We start from the raw sequence: 25,312 nt of genomic DNA on the forward strand, positions 1-25,312 counted from the left end.
TTTCAGGCCGCGCGGGCGGCGATGAACGCGGCCGTGCCAGCGAGAATGCTGGCGGCGACCCTGTTCAATATCTGCAGGGCTCTCGGCTTCTTGAGGAAGGTTCGAGCCCGCGAGGCAAGCAGCATATAGGGCACGAGGACGATCAGAAGAACGATGAAGGTCCCCGCCAGCAACATGGCATATTCACGCAGGCCGATGCTGCCGATGTCGATGAGCGTCGGCACGAGCGCGACATAGAAGAGCATGGTCTTCGGGTTACCAAGCGTCACCAGCAAGCCTGAGAAAAAGGCCATGCCGGCCCCGTTCGATTTCTTCGCCACGACATCGGTCGACAGCAGACCGGCGGTCCAGAGCTTCCAGGCGATATAGCCGAGATAGAGGGCGCCGGCGATCTTGATGATGAGAAAGACCTCGGTGAAGGTCTGCGCCACAAAGGCAAGGCCGAGGATGACTGCCGTCAGGTAGATCGTGTCGCCGAGCACGAGGCCAAGGCCCATGAAGAAGGTCTCGCGGAAGCCGGAGCCGAGCGCGCGGGCCACGATCGCCGTAATGCCCGGGCCGGGAATTGCCGCGGCGATGAAGAGGGCGCCGCAATAGGCGAGCAGGGATGCAAGCGTCATGGCAATTTCCTCCTCAGATGGTGCTTGCTCTATCGCACCACCTTGGCGTTTTCAAGCGATTGCGCTGATGCTGCGAACATATTACCAAGGAGTTAACGGCGCGTCGAAACCGCATTACCCAAGGATATCATGTCTTCTGCATTGCTCCTGATCGATCTTCAGAATTCCATCCTGTCCTGCCTCGGCACGCCGGGCCGGCAGCCGGCGATCGATGCGGCGCTGGAGGCGGTCGTCGTAAAGCTTGCGGCGCTGAAGCACAGGGCGCGTGCCGCCGGCATTCCGGCCTTCATCGTCCAGCATGACGGCGGCCCTGGCCATCGCCTGGTAAAGCGCAGCGAAGGCTGGCAATTGCGCCGGGAAATCGCGCCCGAGGCCGGCGATGTCGTGGTGCATAAGGCGAGCTCAGATTCCTTCTTCGAAACCGATCTCGAGGCGCGGCTGAGGGCCCGCGGCGTCACCCGTCTTTTCATCGGCGGCTGCATGACGCAATTCTGTGTCGACACGACGGCGCGCCGCGCCGTTTCGCTCGGTTTCGACGTCTCGCTGATTTCCGATGGCCACACCACGGCTGACATGGGCAGGCTGGCCTTCGAAGAGATTGTCTCCCATCACAATATGCTGCTTGACGGTTTCGACGCCGGGCCGCATGAAATCAAACTGATTGCATCCACTGAAATTCCCTTCTGAATCATTCATCCCGCCGCCGGAGCCCCCCCGATGCCGCATCTGACCAGCATGATCGCCTTTGCCTTGATTGCACTCGGCATGGTTTTGACGCCGGGGCCAAACATGATCTATCTGGTATCGCGATCGATCTCGCAGGGACCGGCGGCCGGGCTGATCTCGCTCGGTGGCGTGGCCTTGGGCTTCGTCTTCTACATGCTGTCTGCCGCGCTTGGCATCACCGCTTTCGTTCTCGCCGTGCCCTTTGCGTATGATGCGTTGCGGCTGGCGGGTGCAGCCTATCTCGCTTGGCTTGCCTGGAATGCACTGAAGCCCGGCGGCCGCTCCGCCTTTCAAGTGCGGGAACTACCGAAGGACAGCAAGCGCCGGCTCTTCTCTATGGGGCTGGTGACCAGCCTGTTGAACCCGAAGGTCGCGGTTCTCTATCTTTCGCTGCTGCCGCAGTTCATCGATCCCGCCGCCGGTAGCGTCTTCACGCAATCGGTCATCTTCGGCTTCGTCCATATCGCGGTCAGCCTGACCTTCAATGCCATTTTCGCGCTGACCGCCGGGTCGGTTGCATCGTTCTTCGTTCGCCGTCCATCCTTTGCGCTGGTGCAGCGCTGGCTGATGGGCACGGTGTTGGCGGGGCTTGCTGTTCGTATGGCTGTCGAAGCGCAGCGTTGATGCGGAGGCTTCCGCTGCGGCTCGCCGCGGGCCTGCTTGCACTCGTATCGTGCAGCTTCATGTCCGCGGCATCTGCAGCGGAGACGTCGACAAGCACGATCGTTTTCCTGCGTCATGGTGAAAAGCCGGAGGCCGGTCTCGGCCAGCTGAGCTGTCAGGGGCTCAACCGCGCGCTTGCCTTGCCACCGGTGCTGACGCGGCTCTTCGGTCGTCCCTCAGCGATCTTTGCGCCCGATCCATCGAAGCGGAAGGAAGACTCCGGCGTTTCCTATGATTATGTGAGGCCGCTCGCGACCATCGAGCCCACCGCCATCGCGCTGGGGCTGCCGGTCGATACCAGCTTCGGCTCTGAGGATATCGACGGCCTGAAGGCCGAGCTCGAAAAGCCTGATTATGCCGGCAAGCTGATCTTCGTCGCCTGGGAGCACAAGCAGATCGTCGATCTCGCCCGTCAATTGATGAGTGAAAATGGTGGCGATGCCAAGGCGGTGCCGAAATGGCATGGCAAGGATTTCGACAGCCTCTATGTCCTGCATCTCGGCGGAGATGGGGCCAAGCCCGGCGCGAGTTTCGAGAAGCTGACTGAGGGTCTCGATGGTCAGCGGGAAACCTGCCCGCAACCAGCCAAATAAGCCTAGAAGACCGGCCGCATGAAGCTGCGTTCATAGCTGACGATGCAGCGCGTTTCCTCGCCATAGGCAAAGGCGGCGCGGCATTCCGCGTCCTCGGCCATCTCTTGCCGATAGCTCTCATAGGCGGCAAGGCTCGGGAAGCTGAACAGCGCCAGCGCGATGTTATTGGCACCTTCATGCGGCATGAAATAGCCGTGATGCGTACCGCCAAGCCGGTTGACGAGCGGGATCCAGAGCTTGGCGTAATGTTCGAATTGGGCGAGCTTATAGGGATCGATCGTATAGCGCAGATAGCAGGTGATCATTCGGCGGTCCCCTTTGAAAGACGATCGCTTCTATGACGGGGAAGCGGGATCGTCCAGCCCAGATTCATGCCGGCGGCAGCGCCCAGAATGATGATTGCCCCGACGATCTGCGTGGCACCGAGCACATGGCCGAAGGCGAAGCGATCAACGATGATGGCGGCGATCGGATAGATGAAGGACAGCGCGCCGGTGAGGTGTGTCGGCAGCCTTTGGATGGCGCCATAGAGCAGCACATACATCAGGCCGGTATGGACGATGCCCATGGTGACGAGGATGGACCACCCGCCGGCATCACGCGGCACAGCTGAGAAATCGGTGAACGGGACAAGCATCAGAATGCCGGTGGAGACCTGGATGAGCGCGATCAGGTGCGGCGGCGTACCCTTCAGCCATTTCGCGGCAATTGCCGCCAGCGCGTAGAAGAAGGCAGCACTCAGCGAGAGCAGGATGCCGATCGCATAGCTTCCCGCGCCGCCCGTTTCTGTCGGCTTGCCCTCGACGATGACCACCATGCCCGCAAAGGCGAGGCCGAGCCAGAAGAGCTTGGTGAGCGTGATCTTTTCGCCGAGGAACAGCGCGCCGAGGCCAAGCAGCATGAAGGGCTGCGTATTGTAGACGGTCGTCGCGATCGAGATCGAGGCATGCGAATAGGCCGCGAACAGCAGCAACCAGTTGAGGACGATGGCGACCCCGCCGGCAACGGCGATCGAAAATGTCTTCACGCTGAGCATGCCGGGGCGCAGCAGGCCCATGGCCGCGCAGACGACGAGAAGCGTCATCGCCCCAAAGAGACAGCGCCAGAACACCACGCCGGTCACCGGCTGCCCCGACATCAGAACGAACCAGCCGATCGTCCCCGAAATCAGCATGGCCGCCGTCATTTCCATTGTACCGCGTCTTATCTCGTTCATTGCCCTGGCTCCCGCTTGTTGGAGCAAATAATATTGCCAGGGAAGCCTTGATGATATAGTTTAGATAAGGATTTACGGTTATTTCTCCTAATTATATAAGAGCAAAACATGGGTGTGCCTAATGCGGCGATCGGTCTTGACGAGACGGACCAGCGGATGCTGGAGGCGCTGGCGCGCAACGCCCGGATCTCCTTGAAAGAGCTGGCTGAGGTGGCCAGCCTGTCGTCGCCGAGTGCTGCGGAGCGGCTGCGTCGGCTGGAGGAGAGAGGCGTTATTTCGGCCTTCACGGTGGATATCGCGCCGGAGGCGATCGGCTACCCCATGCAGGCGATCGTTCGCATCCGGCCTCTGCCCGGCCAGTTGCACGTCGTCGAGCGGATCATTCAGGAAACACCGGAATTCATCGAATGCGATAAGGTCACCGGCGATGATTGCTTCATCGGTCGTCTGGTGGTGCGCTCGATGGGCGAGCTCGACGGCATATTGGACAAGATCACCGAGCGGGCGGAGACGAATACGTCGATGATCAAGGCGACACCGGTGAAGCGCCGGCTGCCACCGCTTTCGCGCTAAAATTCCGCCATTGGCGACAGCATGATCGGTTCGCTTATATCGTCCGCAGCGCTGCCGCGCACCATTAGCATCGTGTAACCCTCATAGGGCTCCCGCGATACCTCGCAATCCAGGCGATCCGGAGAAAAGCAGATCTCGACACGATCGGGTTGGAGATCAAGCGCGGACAAGATGGTCGACAGGGACGGAATGGCCGTTCCCGCTACATCGAGAAGCCAGAAAGTCCCACCATCAAACGTCCACGCAATGACCGCATTATCCGCGAGCGCTGTCAGGCGGATCGCAGGATTGAAGCAGGCATTCAGCAGAAACATCTCCGTCTGCCTGATAACGGCAAAGCGGGTGGAGACCGGCTGCCGGTTTTGCAGAAGCGTCTTGATCAGGCGCAGATCGTCCGGCGCTTCCAAGGAGAGCTGCCGGGCAATTGGGTCGGACTTCTGGAGCTTTGGCATCCGAGCAACGAAGACATGCTGCGGCAGGCTGCGAAAGCCGTAACGCTCATAGAGCGCCGGCTTGTCGGTGAGCAGGAGGTCGAGTTCGTAGCCCTCGGCTGAGGTTCGGTCAAAGGCGCGCTGCATGAGGTCGCGATAGAGGCCGCGTTCGCGCCATTCCGGCCGGACCGCACCGGATTGATAGCCTGCCGCTTTGATGGCACGGCCATTGATCATCATCGGCATGGAGAAGGCGCTGAAGTTGGCGATGCAGCGGCCATCGGAATCGAAATAGCCGAACGGCATGCTGCTGGGATCAGGACCGCCGAATTGATCTTGCATGCCGACGTCGATGGAAAACGTGTCTTGCAAAAGATCGACCAGCCCCTTCCAAGCGAGGGGGTCGCCGAAATAGTCCTGGCGGAAGGTCAGGCCATGCAGTCCGGCAAGATTCGCCATCACACGCCGGTCGAGCCGAACCCGCCGGCACCGCGCGCCGTTTCGCTGATCTCGGCAATCTCGGCAACACGCACCTGGGTGACCGGCGCAATCACCATCTGGGCGATGCGCATGCCGCGCGTGATCTCGAAGGGTTCCTCGCCGAGATTGATCAGCAATGCATGCACCTCGCCGCGATAGTCGCTGTCGATCGTGCCGGGCGAATTGAGGCAGGTGATGCCGTGCTTGAAGGCGAGGCCGGAGCGCGGGCGGATCTGCGCCTCGAAACCCTCCGGAATTTCAAAGATGAAGCCCGTCGGCACGAGAGCCCGCTTGCCCGGCGCGAGCAAGAGCGTCATGCCGTCCTCGACGGCTGCGCGCAGGTCCATGCCGGCAGCGCCCTTGGTCTCGTAGGCGGGCAGGTCCAGGCCTTGGCCATGCGGCAGGCGGATGAGGTTCAGGGTCGGGCTGATATCAGTGTGAATGGTCATGCGGCATTAGTTTGCGCCTGAGCGCCCAAGGTCAATTGCATTCTGGAGTTTGAATCGCTAGATACGGCCGCAATTCACAGGATTCACAAGCATGGCCGAAAGTCTCGCCGAGGCGGTCTCCCGCCGCCGTACATTCGCTATTATCGCTCACCCGGACGCGGGCAAGACGACGCTTACCGAAAAGCTGCTGCTGTTCGGCGGCGCCATCCAGCTTGCCGGCGAGGTCAAGGCGAAGAAGGATCGCATCCAGACGCGCTCCGACTGGATGAAGATCGAGCGCGAACGCGGCATCTCGGTCGTGACCTCGGTCATGACCTTCGAATATGAAGGCAATGTCTTCAACATTCTCGATACGCCCGGCCACGAAGACTTCGCCGACGACACCTATCGCACGCTGACCGCCGTCGACGCCGCCGTCATGGTCATCGATGCCGCCAAGGGCATCGAGCCGCGGACGCTGAAGCTGTTCGAAGTCTGCCGCATGCGCGATATCCCGATCATCACCTTCATCAACAAGATGGACCGCGAAAGCCGCGATCCCTTCGAGATTCTCGATGAGGTGGAAGAGAAACTGGCGCTGGACACGGCGCCGATCACCTGGCCGATCGGCCGAGCAAAGAGCTTCTGCGGCTCCTATCATCTGGCTGATAATACCGTGCGCGGCTCCGACAGGGAAATCGAACCGACCCATGTCAACGGCCCGCAAGCCGTTGCTGACAGGCTTCCGGAAAACGAGCGGCAGGCCTTCATCGACGAAACGGAACTGGCGATCGAAGCCTGCCGTCCCTTCGATCGGCAATCGTTCCTCGAAGGTCACATGACGCCGGTCTTCTTCGGCTCGGCGCTGCGCAACTTCGGTGTTCGCGATCTCATCAACGCACTCGGCGAATTCGCACCGCCGCCGCGCGATCAGGTCGCCGATATCAGGACGGTTCACGCCACCGACGACAAGATGACGGCCTTCGTGTTCAAGATCCAGGCCAATATGGATCCGAACCACCGCGACCGCATCGCCTTTGCGCGCATCTGCTCGGGCAAGCTGGAGCGCGGCATGAAGGCACGCCTGTCGCGCACCGGCAAGCAGCTCGGGCTGACCGCGCCGCAATTCTTCTTCGCCTCGCAGCGCCAGCTTGCAGACACGGCCTATGCCGGTGATGTCGTCGGTATTCCCAACCACGGCACGCTCCGCATCGGCGATACGCTGACGGAAGGCGAATCGCTGGTCTTCCAGGGCGTGCCGAACTTCTCGCCGGAAATCCTCCGCCGCGTGCGTCTCGAGGATGCCATGAAGGCGAAGAAGCTCAAGGAAGCGCTGCAGCAGATGGCCGAGGAAGGCGTCGTGCAGCTCTTCTCGCCGGAAGACGGCTCGCCCGCCATCGTCGGCGTCGTCGGTGCACTGCAGCTCGACGTGCTGAAGGAGCGGCTGATGGGGGAATACGGCCTGCCGGTTTCCTTCGAGATGTCGCGCTTCTCCGTCTGCCGTTGGGTTTCCGCCGACCAGGCCGCCGACCTCGAAAAGTTCGTTACCACGCGCCGCGGCGATATCGCCCGCGATCTCGACGGTGACCCGGTTTTCCTTGCCCAGGACGGCTTCTCGCTGCGTTACGAGGCAGAACGTTATCCGGCTATCAAAATGGTCGCCATCAAGGAATATCACGCCGTCAAGGCGGCGTGACATCGGGAACTTTGCCGCTGCCCGCTATTGAGCGGCGCTCATCAGTTCGGCGTAATGAATCTCCGTGGCTTCATCCAACGGAAACATGCATTCGACCCGCAATTCCTGGGTTGTTATCATTTGCGCGGTACCAACAGTCGTGACCAATGAGAAAAATCTCAGGAGGTGACCGTCCTTCATAAATGACAGAGGGATAACGGGCGTATTTTCCGCCGTTACGGATATTTTCCATTCGACGTTCACATCGGGGTAAGCAAGCAAACGATCGATGAGATCCTTTGTCCGTGCATCGATGGCGCGACCAACAGCCTCGCGCAAGACTCTTCCCAACAGGCTTTTTGCCGTCTGGTCCCAATCCGGAATGAAGGGCCGCATGCCAGCGGGATCGAACATGAGATGAAGGAGATTGCGCGGTGCCGGCCGTTCAGCCATATCGATGAAGTGGCTGAAAAAGCGAGGAGTCGCATCGTTGGTCATCATGACGTTCCAGTAGCGGTCCATCACAACAGCCGGAAACGGCTCGTGCTGACGAAGCATACGCCTGAGTGCGTTTGCAACGCCTTGCATCTCCAGATCATCGAAGCTTCCTTCCGAATAGATGGGTGCATAGCCGGCCGCGAGCAGCAGGGTATTGCGCTCTCGGAATGGCACCTCCAATGCATCGGCGAGACGCAAAAGATTGTAGCGGCCAGGCGTGCTTCTGCCACTTTCGATAAAACTTATCTGACGCTGCGAAATACCTGTGTCGAGGGAAAGATCGAGTTGGCTCTTGCCGCGTGTGCCGCGCCATGCGCGCAGCTGTGGGCCGAGTTCATTTGGCATTCCTGGATTTACGCTGGAAGAACTCATCGTGCAGAGGCCTCGCTTCGTTCGTCTCTTTGTGGCGGGGCATGATTCAACCGCCCCGCCAACGTGGATTCCCGTCAGAACGCAATCGGCCCGACTGATCCGTACCAATGACGCACTTTGGTAGGATCGACCTCATCCATGTAGAAAAAATGCGTCATGACCGGCTTAACCACGGTCTGTGTTCGGTCATCGGGCGTCATGGTGACCGTACCGCGGAACATTTTCAGCGATCCGCCGTCCCAATATTCGGTGACATCATGCAACGCGCTGAATCCGGTGTCGATGAAGGCGCGCAAGTTTTCACGAATGGTTTCGCGGCCCTTCCAGTCGGCAACGCCGAGGTTGCATGTTGCGTCTTCCGCGAAGCAATCGAAGCCGTCGCCGAAGGTCTTGTCGTCAATTTCCCGCCAGAAGGCCAGCAGCCATTGGGGAGCTTCTTTTTTCGTGAATGACATCGTGGTCATGGGGTTCTCCTGAGCCTGCCGTTGGAACGAGGGATCGTGGCCACCGACATCGTTCCGGGCGAAGGCTCTGTGTGTTGAAGGGCTTAAAATGCTCTTCCTGCAAGAAGATGGTTGTTAGATACCTCGAGACGAGTGCTGCTTTCAATTACATGCGATGTAATGAAAGCTGCCCGCGTCCGCGTTGGTCCGGCGCCGGATAAGCTGGCCAGCAGGGTGTATGCACCGGGTGAAGCGGAACGCTCCCCCGCCGTCAAGGCGGCGTGATCGCCACGGTCATCTTTGGCTTTGGAATAGTGTCTTCGCGATGTTCCATCCAATATAGCGCTATGCCATAGTGCCGCCCCGGGATCTCTTCGATCATAGCGGGCGACTTTCATGATGAAATTTTTTGCGGTTCTTGCTCTGGCCTTTGTCGGACTATTGCCTGTTACGGCCGAGGCACGAATCATCACCGACGCGGCGGGGCGCACTGTATCGGTGCCGGACAAGATCAACCGTATCCTGGTTGCCGGGCCGCCGGCCGCCGTGTTGGTCTATGTTCTGGCACCGGAGAAGCTGGTCGGCTGGGTTCACGCCCCTGATGATGCCGCCAAGGCCTATCTGATGCCGTCGGTGCGCGCGCTTCCGACCATTGGGCGCCTGATAGGCAGGGACGGCATGATCGGCTCGCAGGCCGTGACGGACGCCAAGCCGGATATCATCCTCGATGCCGGCACGGTCGATCCCACCTACAAGGCGCTCGCCGACAAGGTGCAGTCCGAGACCCATATTCCCTATGTCCTTATCGACGGCAGCTTTGGCCGCACCAGCGAGACACTTCGTGATGTCGGTGCTCTCATCGGCGTCGAGGATCGTGCCAACAAGCTTGCGGATTATGCCGATTCGGCAATCAAGGATCTCAACGACAAGCTGGCGACGCTGCCGAGCGATCCGCGGCCGCGCGTCTATTACGGCCGTGGCGCCGATGGCCTGGAGACCGGACTGTCGGGCTCGATCAATCTTGAGATCCTCGATGTCGTGGGCACGATGAACGTCGCGGCGGCCGCCGGCAAGGGTGGATTGACCAAGGTGACACCGCAGCAGGTCGTCGGCTGGAATCCGGATATCATCATCGCCGATGATCCAAATTTCGCCGTATCGGTGAGGAGCGATCCGCAATGGGCTGCTATCAAGGCCGTCAAGGATGGCAAGATCTTCGTGTCGCCGTCCCTGCCTTTCGGCTGGTTTGATTCGCCGCCCGGCGTCAACAGGCTCCTCGGCGTGCGCTGGCTGGAAAGGCTGCTCTATCCGAAGCTCTTCAGGAGCGAGTTCGCCGACGATGTGAAGACGTTCTACAAGCTGTTCTATCAGATCGATTTGACGGATGCTCAGCTGGCCACCCTGCTGAAGGGCGTGAAGTAACCGGCACCGGTGAAGGAGGCAATCCATGGTCCGTGAGAACGAGATTCGCGAAAACGAGGTGGCCGTCGAGCCACCTACGGCGTCGGATGCCGGTCTCACTTTCATCGGCCGTATCTCCACGCCCTGGACATCCCGCATGGAGACGCCGCGCCAAGGCCGGCACGATGGGCCGCTGTGCCGGATCGAGATCTTCGAGCCCTGGGTGCCGGCGCTGACGGGGGTCGAGGCTTTCGAGCGCCTGGAAATTCTCTATTGGCTGGATCGTTCGCGCCGGGATCTCGTGCTGCAGAGCCCGGCGAGCAACGGCAAGGTGCACGGCACATTCTCGCTGCGATCGCCGGTGCGGCCCAACCCCATCGGCACATCGATCGTCAAGCTCGAAGCCGTGGAGGGTGCCGTATTGCTGGTGCGTGGGCTCGATTGCCTGGACGGCACGCCATTGCTCGATCTGAAGCCGGATCGGACGCTGTTCAAACCGATCGCGCCGCCGCAGCCTGGCGATTTCCAGACGGGCGACGGCGAGACGGCACATTACTGCCAGAAGGCCTAGGCATTTTCCCGAAAGGCGCGGAGGTTTTCGCGAGGGATCATGCCTCACTTCTGAGATCAGTCGACTGCGACCATGACGTCGGATGCCTTGATCACGGCATAGGCCGAGGCGCCGACCTTTAGCTCGAGCTCGTCGACCGCCTCGTTGGTGATCGAGGAGGTGACGATGGAGCCGTTGCCGATATCGATGCGGACATGGGCCGTCGTCGCGCCCTTGGTGATCTCGACGATCTTGCCCTTGAGGCGGTTTCTCGCACTGATTTTCATGGATATTTTCTCCCTTGTGCCGGCGCGACAATATCGTCCCGGCTCGCAGCGGGCTACCCCGAAATCCTACTCGCCGCGCGGAAAGCGCTTGTTCTCCTCCAAGACGTTGAGATCCATGTGGTTGCGCATGTATCGCTCCGAGGCCTTCTGCAGCGGCTGATAATCCCAGGGATAGTAGGCGCCGTTGCGCAGCGCCGCGTAGACGACCCATCGACGCGCCTGGCTTTCGCGCACCGCCGCGTCGAAGCTCGCCAGGTTCCAGCGCTCCATGGCCTGCGCGGTCAACCGGTGCAGCGTTTCGGCATGGGCGGGATCGCCGGCGAGATTGGTCAGCTCCTTCGGATCGGCCTCGACATCGAAGAGCATCGGCGGGTCCTTGTCGCAAAGCGTCAGCTTGTATCGGCCGTCGCGCAGGCCGACGAGTGGGGCTTCGGACCCTTCCGCGGCATATTCCATCGGCACCGGGCCGCGGATTCCGGTTCCAAGGGCAAGCGGACCGAGGTCCTCACCATCGGTCCAGCGGCGCAACGAGGTGATATCGAGCCCGGCCAAGCCGGCAAGCGTCGGCGTCACGTCGAGCGTCGAGACCGGCTGATCGATCCGTCTCGGCTGCCAGCCGGGAGCTGATATCATCAGCGGCACGCGCGCGGAGCCTTCGAAGAAGTTCATCTTGAACCAGAGGCCGCGCTCGCCGAGCATGTCGCCATGGTCGGAGACGAAGAGGATGATGGTGTTGTCGGCCATGCGGCCGCGCTCCAGCGCCTCCAGTATCTCGCCGATCTTTTCGTCGACATAGGAGATATTGGCGAAATAGCCGCGCCGCGCCCGGCGTATCTGCTTCGGCGTAATGTCGAAGGCGGTATGATCGCATGCCTTCATTAGCCGCTGCGAGTGCTGATCCTGCTTGTCGAAGGGGATTTCGCCGACGTCCGGGTCAAGCGCCGGACAATCCTGGTAAAGATCCCAGAAGCGGCGGCGCGCAACGTAGGGATCGTGCGGATGGGTGAAGCTGACCGTCAGGCACCAGGGCCGATCGTCCTGGCCGCGCGAGAGATCGTAGAGCTTGCGGGTGGCGTGATAGGCAACCTCGTCGTCATATTCCATCTGGTTCGTGATCTCGGCGACGCCGGCCCCGGTCACCGAGCCGAGATTGTGATACCACCAGTCGATGCGTTCGCCGGGCTTGGTGTAGTCAGGCGTCCAGCCGAAATCGGCGGGATAGATGTCGGTCGTCAGCCGCTCTTCGAAGCCGTGCATCTGATCCGGACCGACGAAATGCATCTTGCCTGACAGGGCCGTCTGATAGCCGGCGGCACGCAGATGATGCGCGAAGGTGGGAATGTCCGAGGAAAATTCCGCGGCATTGTCGTAGACGCGCGTGCGGCTCGGCAATTGGCCGGACATGAAGGAGGCCCGCGCCGGCGCGCAGAGGGGGCTTGCCGTATAGCTATTGGCAAACCTCACGGAGCGTTGCGCCAGGGCTTTCAGGACCGGTGCATGCAGAAAATCGGCCGGTCCGTCGGGAAACAATGTCCCGTTGAACTGATCGACCATGAGAATGAGGATATTCGGGCGGGACATTCGCGTGTTTTCCTTGGAGATCAGAGGCCGATGGCGAGCCGACACATTGCAGAAACGCGCATGACGATAGCTCCCTCTTTGCTATTGGGTTATTTTATTGAACATCACTAGCATTCACGCTGTAAAGACGACATTTTTCGATGGCTGCCAAAAGGAAATTTTATGGCTGAACGTTTGATCGATCTTGGCTGGCTGCGGATTTTTGTGGAGGTCGGGCGCTCCGGCAGCCTGTCTTCCGCAGCCCTGGCGCTTGGCTTGACGCAGCCGGCCGTTAGCTACCAGATCCGCCGCATCGAGGAGCAGATGGGCGTGTCCCTGTTCCGCCGCCAGCATCGCGGCGTCGTGCTCTCGCCTGAGGGACAGCGCCTGTTCGAAATCGTCGAAAAGGCGGTCGGCGGTGTCGATACGCTGGTGCGCAGTTTTCGCGCCGAGGCAGAGCGCCCGTCCGTGCGGTTGCGGACCGATTATGCCTTCTCAGCGCTTTGGCTCATCCCCCGCATGCATGCATTCCGGCTGCTTCACCACGAGGTGGATATCCAGATCGTCGCCACGCAGCGGCTGGATCGCGGCGCACCGGAAAGCGGCGATATCGTCGTCGTTTTCGGCGCACGAAACGAGTTCGGGCCGGGGGCCGTTTTACTGTTGCCGGAAAAGGTGGTGCCGATCTGTACCCGAGGCTTCGCAGATCGCCATGGCCCGTTCACGGACCCCTCGCAGCTGGCGGGCACCACGCTCGTGCATCTCGATTCCGAGATGCCGTCGCCGTGGTTCGATTGGGAAAGCTATCTTGCGGCATTCGGCATCGCCCGCGACAGCTATGCCGGTCGCGGCGACCTGCGCTTCAATACCTATTCGCTTGTTGTCCAAGCTGCGCTCAGCGAGCAGGGGGTCGCGATCGGCTGGATGGGCCTTGTCGATTCGCTTCTGACCGCCCGTATGCTGGTGACGGCCGGTCCCATGCTGGAAGCACCGGACCGCGGCTACTGGCTCTTACCTTCGTCGGCGCCAAGCCCGCATGCCGAGCGGCTCGCTCAATGGCTGCTCGCAGAGGCGGACACCGCTCAGTCGTGATGTTCAATCCGCCCTCAGATCGGTGAGAAAAGTGTCGCACCAGTGCAAGACGTCGTGCTTCAGCAGGTAATCCATCATGCCGCGCCAACGTTCCTGCCGTTCCTGCAGCGGCATGTTGACGGCGCGGGCCAATGCATTGGCTGTGCCGTCGACGTCATAGGGGTTGACCAGCAAGGCACCGTGCAGCTTGCGAGCCGCGCCGGCGAACCGCGACAGTACCAGCACGCCAGGATCTTCCGGATCCTGCGCCGCCACATATTCCTTGGCGACGAGGTTCATGCCGTCGCGCAGCGGCGTCACCAGTCCGACCTTGGCGAGCCTGTAGAGACCGGCCAGTATCGGGCGGCTGATCGAGCGGTTGATGTAGCGGATCGGTACCCAGTCGACCGTGCCGATCGCGCCGTTGACCCGGCCGGCCTGTTCGGCGACGGCATGCTGCATCGCCTCGTATTCCGGCACTTCCGAGCGCGATTTCGGGGTGATCTGCAGGTAGGTGACGCTGCGCTGGTGGGCGGGATTGTTGGTGATGAAGCGTTCGAATGCGTCGATGCGCTGGGTAATGCCCTTGGAGTAATCGAGCCGGTCGACGCCGAGGATCAGGTCGCGGCCTTCGATGCTCTTCCGCACCTTGTGCACCATGCTGTGCGACGCAGCCTTGCGGGCAAAGGCGGCGAAGGCGGCCGTTTCGATGCCGATCGAATAGGCGCCGCCGCGGAAATCGTGGCCGTGTGCGTTGAAGTGACCAGGACTTTTCTCGATGCCCATGCGCTCGCGCTTCAGGCAGCCCGCGAAGTTTTCAAGATCATGATCGGTCTGGAAGCCGAGCAGGTCGTAGGAGGAGAGGCCGCGCATGATCTCCTCATGCACCGGCATGGCCAGCACGACGTCCGCCGGCGGCCAGGGAATGTGCAGGAAGAAGCCGATGCGGTTCTTCAGCCCCATCTGCCGCAGCTCGGCCGCGAGCGGAATAAGGTGATAGTCGTGAACCCAGATGATGTCATCGGGTTCGACCAGTGGCGCAAGCCGGTGGGCAAAGAAGCGGTTGACGCGGAAATAGCCGGTCATTTCCTTGCGGGCATACTCGGCAAGATCGAGCCTGTAATGGCAGATCGGCCAGAGTACGCGGTTGGCAAACCCCTGATAATATTCCTCGACATCGGTCTGCGTCAGATCGGTCAGGGCATAGGTGATATTGCCGTCCTGCGTCATCCGCAGCGGCTCCGGCTCGACCTCGCCGCTCGATTTGCCGGACCAGCCCATCCATACGCCGCCGCGCTCGGCAAGGGCTGCCTGCAGCGCCACGGCAAGGCCGCCCGCAGCCGCGGCACCCTTGTGATCGGGCACGGAAACGCGATTGGAAACGATGATGAGACGACTCACGGATTATTCCTTTCAGGAGGGCTGGCAGGGCGCCGCAATGATCGGTGGATCATTTGACGAGCGTTGCCAGCACGTCTCTTAAACGCGCGGGTGAGCCAATGGATGCACGTGCCAGCGTTTTTCCGTTGCCGTCGCCGATGCGCACGGATTGGCCGCCCAGGCGGTTGGCGGTGGCGAACATCGTCTCATCGGTAACGTCGTCGCCGATCGTGACCGGACGGCGCCCCTCAAACGGAGCTTCGGCAAGAAATGCCTCGACGGCGTGCCCTTTGCTGGCATGGGCCGGGCAGATCTCGACCACCATCTTGCCGCGCTGCAGGCTCCAGTCGGGGCCGGCCTCCTCAAGGTGGCGTTGCATCGCCGCGGCAATCTCGGCCTCGCTCCCGGGCGCATGCCGATAGTGAACCGCGACGGCGGCTCCCTTGTCCTCGACGATAGCGCCGGGCCAGGCATGGGCCTCGCGAGCAATGGTCTGCTTCATCTGCTGGAAGGCAGGCGGAATATGCGTCCGTCGCAGCCGTCCGGCCGCATCGCGCCGTTCTGCGCCATGCAGGCCGGCAACCGGAAAACGGAAAGGCGCAAATAGCGGATCGACGAATTCGATCGAGCGTCCCGTTACCAATGCCAGCGCGCCGCCGAGCTGGCGGGAAAGCGCATGGAGCGTAGCGGGAAGATAGTTGGGCACGACGATCGCCTCGGGCCTCTCGGCGAGATCGAGCAGAGTTCCGTCGATGTCGAGGAACAGGGCCCAATCCCGAGGATACAGTGAGAGTGCGGTGAGTGCCGGCTCTTTCAGCGGCCTCGGTTCGGCTTCGCCCTGATCGGGCTGTTCCTGAGAAGACATGTAGGGTTAGCTAAGGCGCTGTTCCCATTCGGCAAGGAAAAAAACGAACTTGTTATGGATCAAGGTCGGCAGCGATCTGCTGAAATCGTCAGAATACTGACGCCTGGGAATGCAAAAAGGGGCCGCGTTAGCGACCCCCCATGAGCTTTGGCCCGTAACTGGCCTGAAGCGACAGGCGCTTCCGGAAGGCGTTGATTCAGAGCGAGGGCTGCCTCGCAACGTTCACGACCATTTCCATGCCCGGTACGAAGACCGAAATCTCACTAGACATTGGATCACCTTCCTTTCGTTACGTTTCAGATGAGTTAAACGTAGCTTAAATTTCCATCATTGCAAGAGTTTCGGCGCAAGTGAACTTCACACTTCTTGTCGCAGCGAAATGCTTTTCGCGGGATCCCCGCGACGAAAGCCTCGCCGGCATCGGCTCACGAAGAAAATGTTGCGATGCGAAATGTGATCGGACGACGCGTCAAATATCTGTCATCTTGACCGTTAGGGAATGGAAAATTAAGAGTTTGTTACCCATTCTGCATGAACAATCGTCCAAGATTTGCCATTCTCCCGCGGGACAGAAAAAACACCGGAAATCGGAGTGAAAGACGCATGTGTCGCTGGGCAGCCTATCGTGGAGACCCCCTCTATCTGGAGGAGCTGGTGTCTTCGCCCGCCCACTCCCTGATCGAACAATCCCATTGCGCCACGCGCGCCAAGACCGCGACCAACGGTGACGGCTTCGGCATCGCCTGGTATGGCGACCGGCCGGAGCCGGGCCGCTATCGCGACATCCTGCCGGCCTGGTCCGATTGCAATCTCAAAAGCCTGGCGCGGCAAATCCGCTCGCCGCTCTTTTTGGCTCACGTCCGTGCCGCCACCGGCGGTGGCACCCGGCGCGACAACTGCCACCCCTTCGTTCTCGAGAACTGGACCTTCCAGCACAACGGGCAGATTTCCAACTTCGACCGCCTGCGCCGTCCGATGGAAGCCATGCTCGATGACAGGCTGTTCCACGCGCGCAGCGGCACCACCGATTCCGAGCTTCTGTTCCTGCTGTCGATGCAATTCGGCCTGGTGGCCAATCCGGTCGCGGCGATAGCGGAGACTATCGGCTTTGTCGAAGGCCTGTCGATCCATCTGACCGGCTCGGCGCTCGTGCGTTTCACGTCTGCCTTCTCCGACGGCAAGTCGCTGCACGCGATACGCTATGCCACCGACCGCAAGGCGCCGACGCTCTATGCATCGCCTGTCGGCTCGGGATACTGCCTGGTATCGGAACCTCTGAACGACGATATCGACGCCTGGCGGGAAATTCCCGATGGCAGCGCCGTGCTGATTGACGATACGGGCGTTCATGTCACGCCCTTCCAGCCGGAAGAGCGTGCCACCGACGAGACCCGGACGCCAGCCGCTATCCCTGCTTGAACTGCTCGGCGATCAGCGCCGCCAGTCGCACCGCCACGTCGTCCTTGTCGAGATCTGGCCATTGCTCGACACCGCCGTGACGGATGATCTTCACGCGGTTGTGCGTGCCGCCCATAATGCCGGTCGCGGGCGAGACATCGTTGGCGACGATGATATCGGCGCCCTTGCGCTCCAGCTTCGCCCTCGCATTGCTCTCCACATCCTGCGTCTCGGCAGCAAAGCCGATGACGAGTTTCGGTCGTTGCGTGTGATGGCCGACGGTCTTGAGGATATCGGGGTTTTCCGTGAGCGCCAGCGTCGGGAGGGATTCGCCCGGATGCTTCTTGATCTTCTGGTCCGAGGCGGAAGCCACCTTCCAGTCGGCAACGGCGGCGACCATGACGGCGATGTCGGCCGGCAGCGCCGCCAGCACGGCATCGCGCATGTCGTCGGCGCGCTCGACATGGATGACGCGCATGCCCGGTGGATCAGGAATGGTGACAGGCCCCGAGACGAGGGTGACATCGGCGCCGAGTGCTGCCAGCGCCGCGGCGATGGCATGGCCCTGCCGGCCCGACGAGCGGTTAGCGATGTAGCGCACCGGATCGATGGGTTCGTGCGTCGGGCCTGAGGTGATGATAGCCTTTTTGCCGGCAAGCGGCTTGGCGCCGTCATGCAGCCGCATCTCGACGGCGGCGACGATCTCAAGCGGTTCCGCCATCCGGCCCGCGCCTGTCTCGCCGCTTTCAGCCATCTCCCCCTTCATGGGGCCGACGAAAGCGATGCCGTCGCCACGCAGCATCTCGACATTGCGCTTCGTTGCGGCGTGGGCCCACATTTTCGGGTTCATGGCTGGCGCGGCAAGCACCGGCCGGTCCGTGGCCAGCAATATGGTGGAGGCGAGATCGTCCGCCAGCCCATTTGCCATCTTGGCGAGCAGATCGGCGGTCGCGGGCGCGATCAGCACGAGGTCGCAATCGCGCGCAAGCCTGATATGGCCGACATCCTGTTCGTCCTGTCGGGAAAACAGATCGGTGAAAACGTGATCGGCGGCGAGGGCACCGACGGCAAGCGGCGTGATGAACTGCTGGGCGCCCGCCGTCATGACGGGGCGTACGCTCGCGCCGCGCTCGCGCAGCCGGCGGATCAGGTCGAGGCTCTTATAGGCCGCGATGCCGCCGGAGATGATGAGAAGGATGCGCTTTCCTGCGAGAACCATGGTTGAACCCGTCGCCTGTTCTTTTGGCAATTAGCCTAAGCCTTTGGCGGATAATAGGCAATCGCGGCGTTCCGGCATCATCGCCAATGCACCGGCGGTAGGCGGCAATGATGCTGAGATCGGGCAGCTCTGCCGAGGCCTCCAGGCAGATGGTTACCGGGCATCACAGCCTTGTCATTTGCGACGCTCTTCCGGCTCAACGAGACTGACCGGGTCTTTGATCGAAGGAGCAACGCTTTGAAACTGATGAAAGTCGCAATGATCGCCCTGCCAATCATGGCTGCCGCCGCGCCGGCTTTGGCGGAGCGGGCCTATTCGCCGCAAGAGCAGAAGAACAAGGAGATCGTTCTGGATTTCTACCAGAAGGCGCTGAACGACAAGGACTTCGACGCTGCCTCCAAATATCTCGGCAAATATGTCCAGCACAATCCGCTGGCTGCAGATGGTCCAGAAGGCCTGCGCGGCTTCCTCGAGTATCTGAAGAAGAACTACCCACAGTCGAAGAGCGAGATTAAGCGCGTCATGGTCGACGGCGACTTTGTGATCCTGCGTGTCCACAATATTCGCCAGCCGGGCGACAGGGGCAGCGCCATCGTCGATATTTTCCGCGTCGAGGACAACAAGATCGAGGAGCACTGGGACTCGGTGCAGCCGATCCCGGAAAAATCGATGAACAACAATACGATGTTCTGAACGGAAAGGCCGCAAGGGGACTAGGCCCACGGCCGGTCTTTATCCATTCAGAGCACGCCAGCGACATGATCCCGCAACCAATTCATGCTTTGCGGGATCATATCGGCGTTCCGGGGATTGCTGATGCAGCCGACGATAATTGCGCCGTGAAAAGGGCGGTCAGGTACGTGTGATCGATAGGCCGCCGTCGACGAGCGAAGCCGTACCGCTGACGAAGCTTGCGTCATCGGAGGCGAGGTAGAGGACCGAGCGGGCAATTTCTTCGGGACCGGCGACGCGCTTCAGCGCATGCAGATTGGTTATAAAAGCCTGCTTCTCGGATGTATCGTTCATCTCGCGATACATATCGGTATCGACCGCGCCTGGCAGTATGGCATTGACGCGCACATTCTGCGGACCAAATTCGGCGGCGAGTGTCTGCGTCAAGCCGATCAGGCCGGATTTGCTGGCGGCATAGGCGGCAACCCCCGGGAAGCTGACAGTATGGCCGACAAAGGTCGAAGTGAAGATCACAGAACCACCGCCGTGCTTGATCATTTCGCCGATCTGGTGCTTGGCGGCCAGGAACGACGCGGTGAGGTTGATCGCCAGCGCTTCGGCAAAGCCCGCCTCTGAAACCTCGGTGCTGGGACCGGCCTCGCCGAGCGTGCCGGCATTGTTGAAGGCAATATCGAGCTTGCCGTAGCGCTCGACCGCAAGGGCGACCAGCGCCTTGTGGTAGTCTTCCGAGCGCACATCGCCGGCCAATGCGGCTGCATCACCGCCTGCGGCTTTGATGTCACCGACAAGGCTTTCCAATTCCGCGCTGCGGCGAGCGCCGACGATAACCTTGGCGCCTTCGGCGGCGAAGAGCTTTGCGGTGGCGCGGCCGATGCCGGAGCTGGCGCCGGTGACGATCGCGACTTTTCCATTCAAGCGGTTCATTGTTCCATCTCCTATGTGAGGACGTGTCTTTCGGTCTGTCCGATACACGGAAGATGGCCTTTTCCGATCGTTCGGATTAGTCTTCAAATCATGGAACTCGAATTCGGAATCGCCGAACGATGTTGAAGATTGACGGTATCGTTGCCTTTGTAGCCGTTGCCGAAGCGGGGTCGATCAGCGAAGCGGCGCGCCGCCTGCGCCTGTCGAAATCCGTTGTGAGCGAGCGCTTGTCGGAAATGGAGAAGACGCTCGGGGCGACATTGCTTCATCGCACGACCCGCAAGCTGACCCTGACGGAGGATGGCCTCGCCTTTCTGGAGCGGGCGACGCGCATCGCCAATGAGGTGCGCGAGGCTGCTGCCGATCTGGCGGAACGGCGCGGGACATTGACGGGCGCGCTGCGCATCGCAGCGCCCGTTACCTTCTGCCGCATGCATCTCGGCCCGGCTCTCTATCCATTTCTTGTTGAGCATCCCGGGATCGAGCTGACATTGGACCTTGATGACCGCCGGGTTGATGCCGCGTCGGAAGGCTATGATGCGATCATACGCCATGGCTTGATTGCCGATTCGCGCCTCGTCGCATGGAAGCTCGCCCGCAGCCGCCGTCTTCTCGTTGCAGCACCGGACTATCTCAGCCGCTACGGCAGGCCTGCCTCATTGGCCGATCTCGAAAACCATCGCGGCATCTTCTACACCAATCGTGGCGTCGCCGATTGGCGTTTCCAGGGGCCGGATGGCGCCGTCATCATCAGGGGAAAGCTGGCATTCGGCGTCAACAATGGCGACGTCATGCATGATGCGGCAATTGCCGGGCTGGGGATCGCACTGCTGCCGACCTTCATCGCGGGTCCGGCGATAAAAGAGGGGCGGCTTGTCGAAATCGATGTGGGCTATCGGCCGGAGGCGGAATTCATCTTCATGGCGCATCCCGAAGGGCGCAATCCCTCGGAAAAACTGCGCGCCATGGCCGATCACTTGAGGAAGGCGTTCGGCGATCCGCCCTATTGGGACCGGGAAGGCTAATCAGGCAATCAGGCTCATGAGATTGGCGACGACGGGCGAACGCTGCGCCTTGAGGCTGGCAAGGCCGAGACGCGCGGCGAGCGGCGGCCCATCGATCGGGCGATAAGCGACGCCGTCGAGCTTGATCTGCGCGATCGAGGCGGGAACGATGGAAACGCCGAGATTGGCGGCGACAAGATTGACGACGGACGGGATCTGCGGCGCCTCCTGTGTCACGACAAGCTCGAAGCCGGCCTCGCGGCAGGCCGCGACGATATCGTCATAGAGGCTGAGGCCCACCATGCGCGGGAACAGGATGAAGGGCTCGCCGGCAAGCGCTGCGACCGGCAGGCGATCTCTAGCGGCAAGGGGATGATGGGCCGGCAGCGCAATCAGCATCGGCTCGTCGGCAAAACGCTTCAACCGCACGTCGCGTGGATCTTCCAGGCCAGGCCGGATGAAGGCGGCATCGATCTCGCCGCGTATCAGCCGCTCCATCAGCGCATTGGTATTCATCTCGGTGAGCGACAGTCGTACCTCGGGCCAGTGATCGCGAAACTCGCGGATGGTCGCCGTGACGATGGTGTTGAAGGCTGAGGAGGCGGTGAAGCCGAGCGACAGGCGGCCGATCTCGCCGCGATTGGCGCGCTGGGCTGCGAGCTTTGCCTTTTCCGCCGCATCGACAGCCATTTTCGCTTCGGCCAGAAAGGCTTCGCCGGCCGCCGTCAGCTCGGCGCCGTGTGGTACGCGGTGAAACAGTTGCGCGCCCACCTCGTTTTCCAGATCCTTGATCTGCTGGCTGAGCGGCGGCTGGCCGATGCCAAGCTTGGCGGCGGCGCGGGTGAAGTTCCCTTCGTCCGCGAGCGCCAGAAAATAGCGGATATGACGTAGCTCCATCGCTATCTCCAAAACCTATTGAAATCGCCTGTTCCATATATTGGACTAATGAAGCGGTATTGACTAGATTCCTAGGCAACAAAGGTTGGATGCCCCCATGTTCCGCGCCGCTGAAAAGCAAGAAATCACCGCTTCCGAAGTTCCCTCCCGTCCGGAATTGACGCTCGTCAGGAGCGAGCCGGCGGTTGAGCCCCGTCAATACCTCACGCGCGGTACGCCCGCATTCCGGCGCGCGACGATCGCGCTGTTCCTCTCCGGTTTCGCCACCTTCTCGCTGCTCTATTGCGTGCAGCCGCTGATGCCGATCTTCTCCGAGGATTTCGGCGTTACGCCCGCGGCGAGCTCGCTGTCACTGTCGCTTTCGACCGGCTTCCTCGCCTTTGCGATCTTCGGCGCGGCGGCCGTTTCCGAAAGCCTCGGCCGGCGCAGCCTGATGTTCATATCGCTGCTGGGTGCTGCCCTTTGCACGCTCGTCTGCTCCGTCTCACCGAACTGGCATGTCCTGCTGGTCTTCCGCGCCCTCGAAGGTTTCCTTCTGGGCGGCGTGCCGGCAGTTGCCATGACCTATCTGGCGGAGGAAATCGAGCCGCGCGGCCTCGGCGGCGCCATGGGCCTCTATATCGCCGGCAACGCCTTTGGCGGCATGGCCGGTCGTGTGGTGACGGGGACGATCGCCGAATTCTTCAGCTGGCGGCCAGCGCTAGCCGCTGTCGGCATCCTCGGGCTGATCGCCGCCACCGGCTTTCTCTATCTGCTGCCGCCGTCGCGCAATTTCACGCCGCGCAAGGGCTTCGATGTCGCCTTCCATGCGAAGGCCTGGGGTGGTCACTTCGGCAATCCGGCGCTGCCTCTGCTCTTTGCCATCGGTTTCCTGGTCATGGGTTCTTTCGTCACGGTCTATAATTATGCCGGCTTCCGCCTCGTCGCCGCCCCCTATAACCTCAGCCAGACCGAACTTGGCCTGATCTTCACCGCCTATCTCTTCGGCATCGTCGCCTCCTGGGCAGCGGGCCTGCTTGGCGATCGCATCGGTCACTTCGTCGTGCTGCCGGCCGGCGTGCTGATTGCGGCGCTCGGCGCGGCCGTCACCCTCGCCACGTCGCTGCCGCTGATCATCCTCGGCATCGTTCTGGTGACGATCGGCTTCTTTATGACCCATTCCGTCGCCAGTGCCCTGGTGGGACGGCTTGCGCGCGGCGCCAAGGGTCATGCCTCCTCGCTCTATCTGCTCGCCTATTATCTGGGCTCCAGCATCGCCGGCTCGCTCGGCGGTTATTTCTGGCTTGACGACGGCTGGAATGCCGTGGTTGCCTTCATCCTCATCATGCTGGCCATCTGCCTTGTCAGCGCCTTTGCGGTCGCAAGGCTGGCTCGCCGCTAAGGCCGGAGAGCGAAAATGATCCGCATCGACCATCTCGATCATCTCGTGCTGACGGTTGCGAGCATCGAGCAAAGCTGCGATTTCTACGCCCGTGTCTTCGGCATGGGCGTGGAGACGTTCGGCGAAGGCCGCAAGGCGCTGACTTTCGGCAATCAGAAGATCAATCTGCATCGTGCGGGCCGCGAATTCGAACCGAAAGCCAAGCGGCCGACGCCGGGCTCGGCCGATCTCTGCTTCATCAGCGAGACGCCGATCGATGACATCATCGCTCACCTGAGGGCCGAAGGCGTCGTGATTGAGGAAGGCCCTGTGCGCCGCACCGGTGCGACCGGCCCGATTCTCTCGGTCTATTTCCGCGATCCGGATCACAATCTGGTCGAAGTTTCCAATCCCCTTTCCTGAGATTACCCGCGTTCGGCGGAGGAAAGGCTCCTAGGCTTTCGCCGCCAGCCAAATGACGTGACGCGCGCCGCTCTTGCCATTGGCGCGCGTATGGACCACCTCGGCGGCAAAGCCACTATCACGTAGGCGCCTTGTGAAACGCTCATCAGGCCCAGAAGACCAGACGGCGAGGACACCGCCCGGGCACAATGCGCTATGGGCGGCCTTCAGGCCCTGATAATCGTAAAGACCATCATTAGCCTCGGACGTGATGCCATCAGGACCATTGTCGACATCGAGCAGGATGGCGTCGTAAGTCGCCTTGCTCGCGCGGATGAGCGATCGGACATCGCCTTCGTGAATGGCGACGCGCGGATCGTCGAGGCAGCCATCGAAGACCGTTGCCATCGGCCCGCGTGCCCAGGCGACGACGGCCGGAACCAGCTCGGCCACCGTGACCTTGGCGTCCACGTCCAGCTCGCCGAGCGCCGCGCGCAAGGTAAACCCCATGCCGAGGCCGCCGATCAGCACATGCGGCGCCTTCCGGCCCTGGATCTTTTCGCAGGAAAGCGTAGCAAGCGCGCGTTCCGAGCCGCTGAGACGGCTGTTCATCAGCTCGTTGGTACCGAGCATGATGGAAAATTCCTGGCCGCGCTGCTTCAGCCGCAGCTCACCGCCGCCGGGGATTTTCGCAGTATCGAGCAAGGTCCAGGGGATCAAGGGCAACTCTTCGACTGATCTTAAATCGGCGGGGACCTTATCGCCTGTCAAGCGTTTGGAATAGCCTGTTATATTATTTGCGAGGTTTAGATCGCGATCATGCTAGTTCGTCGGCACAAAGCTATTGCTATCTGGGTCGCGAGCAAAGGCGCTTCCGCTTGGTGCGTTGATGAGATGTAACCAGCTATCGTAGGCATTCAAGACCACGCCCAAGGCGGCATAGGCGGCCGTGTCGGTATCTGAATCTTCAATAGAAACGTCATCGCCACGAATACGCCATCCGCTGTCGGGAAACTGGTCATTCTCGCCGGTGAGGTCTGGCTCCTCACGATAAAGGTATTGAACGAGCGATCGCTTTTCGATCACGTTCCTGTCGACGAGACATCGCTCCCAAAATTCACGGCGAAATTTTTCCGGCTCGATGATGGGAGTCTCACGGAGGAAATCAACGGCAACGACGTGGTGGCGTTCGAATGCTATTTCAGCTCCAACCTTCAATTGTGGAATATCACAGGGATCGTTATCAACCGTCCCTGTCATCGACAGACCCGATATAGTCGATATCTTAACCCATAGCCTTTCGGCACCATATTAGTGGCTATGTGGAATACTTCGCACAATGAGCTTCGCAAAGTCGCCGGGCTTCAGGGCCTCCAGTTCCTCGTCCAGTGGCAGGAAGAACGTATACGGCGCTTCCACTACTATCGGGCGCGGATCATCCAATTCGATGGTCCCAAACTGCTGTCGCCATAAGTTGTAAAAAGTAGTATAAACGTCACGCAGTTTTTCACACTGGCTCTCGTCCAAATTTATCCCCAATTGCCCGCGCCCTTCTGTGAATAGCAGTCGGAACCGTTTGACAG

General features: G+C 61.0%; 30 protein-coding genes. 13 read left to right on the forward strand and 17 right to left on the reverse strand.

The window, feature by feature from the left end:
• Positions 1-2: 2 nt before the first annotated feature.
• Entirely contained in the window at positions 3-620 is a 618-nt protein-coding gene (locus JTP94_RS04210; protein ID WP_204849290.1) for a LysE family translocator, read from the reverse strand.
• A 129-nt stretch (positions 621-749) separates the two neighbouring features.
• Here JTP94_RS04210 and JTP94_RS04215 point away from each other — a divergent pair, with 129 nt between their 5' ends.
• The 3 genes from JTP94_RS04215 to JTP94_RS04225 are packed head-to-tail and all read left to right on the forward strand — an operon-like array spanning position 750 to position 2,602.
• Complete coding sequence (locus tag JTP94_RS04215) at positions 750-1,307, forward strand: cysteine hydrolase family protein (RefSeq protein ID WP_204849291.1); 558 nt, start codon at positions 750-752, stop codon at positions 1,305-1,307.
• A gap of 30 nt (positions 1,308-1,337) precedes the next feature.
• Positions 1,338-1,970 carry a LysE family translocator gene (locus tag JTP94_RS04220; protein WP_204849292.1) on the forward strand — a complete coding sequence of 211 codons (633 nt, stop codon included), beginning with the start codon at positions 1,338-1,340 and terminating at the stop codon, positions 1,968-1,970.
• Complete coding sequence (locus JTP94_RS04225) at positions 1,970-2,602, forward strand: hypothetical protein (RefSeq protein ID WP_204849293.1); 633 nt, start codon at positions 1,970-1,972, stop codon at positions 2,600-2,602. Before JTP94_RS04220 ends, JTP94_RS04225 begins: the two co-directional genes overlap by 1 nt.
• A gap of 2 nt (positions 2,603-2,604) precedes the next feature.
• Here the strand turns inward: JTP94_RS04225 and JTP94_RS04230 are convergent, their stop codons facing one another.
• Positions 2,605-2,907 carry an NIPSNAP family protein gene (locus JTP94_RS04230; protein WP_034514042.1) on the reverse strand — a complete coding sequence of 101 codons (303 nt, stop codon included), beginning with the start codon at positions 2,905-2,907 and terminating at the stop codon, positions 2,605-2,607.
• On the reverse strand, positions 2,904-3,818 hold the full coding sequence (locus JTP94_RS04235; RefSeq protein WP_204849294.1) for a DMT family transporter: 915 nt from the start codon (positions 3,816-3,818) through the stop codon (positions 2,904-2,906). Before JTP94_RS04235 ends, JTP94_RS04230 begins: the two co-directional genes overlap by 4 nt.
• Before the next feature lie 108 nt (positions 3,819-3,926).
• Here JTP94_RS04235 and JTP94_RS04240 point away from each other — a divergent pair, with 108 nt between their 5' ends.
• Positions 3,927-4,391 carry an Lrp/AsnC family transcriptional regulator gene (locus JTP94_RS04240; protein ID WP_204849295.1) on the forward strand — a complete coding sequence of 155 codons (465 nt, stop codon included), beginning with the start codon at positions 3,927-3,929 and terminating at the stop codon, positions 4,389-4,391.
• Here JTP94_RS04240 and JTP94_RS04245 read toward each other — a convergent pair.
• Together JTP94_RS04245 and dut are read right to left on the reverse strand one after the other, a co-directional pair.
• Positions 4,388-5,281: a GNAT family N-acetyltransferase gene (locus JTP94_RS04245; protein ID WP_204849296.1), complete on the reverse strand. Its 894-nt coding sequence runs from the start codon at positions 5,279-5,281 to the stop codon at positions 4,388-4,390. The genes JTP94_RS04240 and JTP94_RS04245 overlap by 4 nt on opposite strands.
• Entirely contained in the window at positions 5,281-5,751 is a 471-nt protein-coding gene (gene dut, locus JTP94_RS04250; RefSeq protein ID WP_204849297.1) for a dUTP diphosphatase, read from the reverse strand. The genes JTP94_RS04245 and dut overlap by 1 nt, the downstream gene beginning before the upstream one ends.
• A 91-nt stretch (positions 5,752-5,842) precedes the next feature.
• Between dut and JTP94_RS04255 the strand changes: the two genes are divergently transcribed.
• Positions 5,843-7,426, forward strand: a complete 1,584-nt coding sequence (locus JTP94_RS04255; protein WP_204849298.1) for a peptide chain release factor 3 — start codon at positions 5,843-5,845, stop codon at positions 7,424-7,426.
• Between the two features lie 24 nt (positions 7,427-7,450).
• Here JTP94_RS04255 and JTP94_RS04260 read toward each other — a convergent pair whose 3' ends face one another.
• On the reverse strand, positions 7,451-8,275 hold the full coding sequence (locus JTP94_RS04260; RefSeq protein WP_204849299.1) for a helix-turn-helix domain-containing protein: 825 nt from the start codon (positions 8,273-8,275) through the stop codon (positions 7,451-7,453).
• A 74-nt stretch (positions 8,276-8,349) separates the two neighbouring features.
• Positions 8,350-8,739: a nuclear transport factor 2 family protein gene (locus tag JTP94_RS04265; protein ID WP_204849300.1), complete on the reverse strand. Its 390-nt coding sequence runs from the start codon at positions 8,737-8,739 to the stop codon at positions 8,350-8,352.
• Positions 8,740-9,114: 375 nt separating this feature from the next.
• Between JTP94_RS04265 and JTP94_RS04270 the strand changes: the two genes are divergently transcribed.
• Complete coding sequence (locus JTP94_RS04270) at positions 9,115-10,140, forward strand: iron ABC transporter substrate-binding protein (RefSeq protein ID WP_204849301.1); 1,026 nt, start codon at positions 9,115-9,117, stop codon at positions 10,138-10,140.
• Positions 10,141-10,165: 25 nt separating this feature from the next.
• The gene (gene tsaA / locus JTP94_RS04275) at positions 10,166-10,690 is read left to right on the forward strand and encodes a tRNA (N6-threonylcarbamoyladenosine(37)-N6)-methyltransferase TrmO (protein WP_204849302.1); all 525 of its coding nucleotides are present in this window, start codon (positions 10,166-10,168) and stop codon (positions 10,688-10,690) included.
• Positions 10,691-10,746: 56 nt separating this feature from the next.
• Here the strand turns inward: tsaA and JTP94_RS04280 are convergent, their stop codons facing one another.
• A complete protein-coding gene (locus tag JTP94_RS04280) occupies positions 10,747-10,956 on the reverse strand; it encodes a molybdopterin-binding protein (RefSeq protein WP_204849303.1) in 210 nt (69 codons plus the stop codon).
• Positions 10,957-11,022: 66 nt separating this feature from the next.
• On the reverse strand, positions 11,023-12,537 hold the full coding sequence (gene betC, locus JTP94_RS04285) for a choline-sulfatase (protein ID WP_204849304.1): 1,515 nt from the start codon (positions 12,535-12,537) through the stop codon (positions 11,023-11,025).
• Between the two features lie 162 nt (positions 12,538-12,699).
• Between betC and JTP94_RS04290 the strand changes: the two genes are divergently transcribed.
• Complete coding sequence (locus tag JTP94_RS04290) at positions 12,700-13,608, forward strand: choline sulfate utilization transcriptional regulator (protein WP_204849305.1); 909 nt, start codon at positions 12,700-12,702, stop codon at positions 13,606-13,608.
• A gap of 3 nt (positions 13,609-13,611) precedes the next feature.
• Here the strand turns inward: JTP94_RS04290 and otsA are convergent, their stop codons facing one another.
• A complete protein-coding gene (gene otsA, locus JTP94_RS04295) occupies positions 13,612-14,988 on the reverse strand; it encodes an alpha,alpha-trehalose-phosphate synthase (UDP-forming) (RefSeq protein ID WP_204849306.1) in 1,377 nt (458 codons plus the stop codon).
• A gap of 49 nt (positions 14,989-15,037) precedes the next feature.
• Positions 15,038-15,832: a trehalose-phosphatase gene (otsB, locus tag JTP94_RS04300; protein WP_204849307.1), complete on the reverse strand. Its 795-nt coding sequence runs from the start codon at positions 15,830-15,832 to the stop codon at positions 15,038-15,040.
• A gap of 603 nt (positions 15,833-16,435) precedes the next feature.
• Here otsB and JTP94_RS04305 point away from each other — a divergent pair.
• Entirely contained in the window at positions 16,436-17,251 is an 816-nt protein-coding gene (locus JTP94_RS04305; protein ID WP_204849308.1) for a class II glutamine amidotransferase, read from the forward strand.
• Here the strand turns inward: JTP94_RS04305 and coaBC are convergent.
• Entirely contained in the window at positions 17,238-18,449 is a 1,212-nt protein-coding gene (coaBC, locus tag JTP94_RS04310; RefSeq protein WP_204849309.1) for a bifunctional phosphopantothenoylcysteine decarboxylase/phosphopantothenate--cysteine ligase CoaBC, read from the reverse strand. The two genes, JTP94_RS04305 and coaBC, sit on opposite strands and share 14 nt — an antisense overlap.
• A gap of 246 nt (positions 18,450-18,695) precedes the next feature.
• On the opposite strand from coaBC, the gene JTP94_RS04315 reads away from it, so the two are divergent.
• On the forward strand, positions 18,696-19,142 hold the full coding sequence (locus JTP94_RS04315; RefSeq protein WP_409456586.1) for an ester cyclase: 447 nt from the start codon (positions 18,696-18,698) through the stop codon (positions 19,140-19,142).
• Positions 19,143-19,301: 159 nt separating this feature from the next.
• Here the strand turns inward: JTP94_RS04315 and JTP94_RS04320 are convergent, their stop codons facing one another.
• A complete protein-coding gene (locus JTP94_RS04320; RefSeq protein WP_204849311.1) occupies positions 19,302-20,066 on the reverse strand; it encodes an SDR family oxidoreductase in 765 nt (254 codons plus the stop codon).
• 119 nt (positions 20,067-20,185) lie between these two features.
• Between JTP94_RS04320 and JTP94_RS04325 the strand changes: the two genes are divergently transcribed.
• Positions 20,186-21,091 carry a LysR family transcriptional regulator gene (locus tag JTP94_RS04325; protein WP_204849312.1) on the forward strand — a complete coding sequence of 302 codons (906 nt, stop codon included), beginning with the start codon at positions 20,186-20,188 and terminating at the stop codon, positions 21,089-21,091.
• Here JTP94_RS04325 and JTP94_RS04330 read toward each other — a convergent pair whose 3' ends face one another.
• Positions 21,092-21,967, reverse strand: coding sequence for a LysR family transcriptional regulator (locus JTP94_RS04330; RefSeq protein ID WP_204849313.1), 876 nt, complete (start codon positions 21,965-21,967; stop codon positions 21,092-21,094).
• 97 nt (positions 21,968-22,064) lie between these two features.
• Here JTP94_RS04330 and JTP94_RS04335 point away from each other — a divergent pair, with 97 nt between their 5' ends.
• Positions 22,065-23,348, forward strand: coding sequence for an MFS transporter (locus tag JTP94_RS04335; RefSeq protein ID WP_204849314.1), 1,284 nt, complete (start codon positions 22,065-22,067; stop codon positions 23,346-23,348).
• A 15-nt stretch (positions 23,349-23,363) separates the two neighbouring features.
• Entirely contained in the window at positions 23,364-23,750 is a 387-nt protein-coding gene (locus tag JTP94_RS04340; protein ID WP_204849315.1) for a VOC family protein, read from the forward strand.
• Positions 23,751-23,780: 30 nt separating this feature from the next.
• Here the strand turns inward: JTP94_RS04340 and JTP94_RS04345 are convergent, their stop codons facing one another.
• From JTP94_RS04345 to JTP94_RS04355, 3 genes are all read right to left on the reverse strand, one after another.
• Positions 23,781-24,449, reverse strand: coding sequence for a spermidine synthase (locus tag JTP94_RS04345; RefSeq protein ID WP_204849316.1), 669 nt, complete (start codon positions 24,447-24,449; stop codon positions 23,781-23,783).
• Positions 24,450-24,551: 102 nt separating this feature from the next.
• Positions 24,552-24,989 (reverse strand): DUF2185 domain-containing protein, encoded by a 438-nt coding sequence (locus JTP94_RS04350; protein ID WP_204849317.1) that lies wholly within the window; start codon positions 24,987-24,989, stop codon positions 24,552-24,554.
• A 51-nt stretch (positions 24,990-25,040) separates the two neighbouring features.
• Positions 25,041-25,256 carry a hypothetical protein gene (locus tag JTP94_RS04355; protein ID WP_204849318.1) on the reverse strand — a complete coding sequence of 72 codons (216 nt, stop codon included), beginning with the start codon at positions 25,254-25,256 and terminating at the stop codon, positions 25,041-25,043.
• Between the last annotated feature and the right edge of the window lie 56 nt (positions 25,257-25,312).

The sequence above is a fragment of the Martinezella lusitana genome (assembly GCF_016901135.1).
Taxonomy (GTDB): Bacteria; Pseudomonadota; Alphaproteobacteria; order Rhizobiales; family Rhizobiaceae; genus Rhizobium; species Rhizobium lusitanum_D.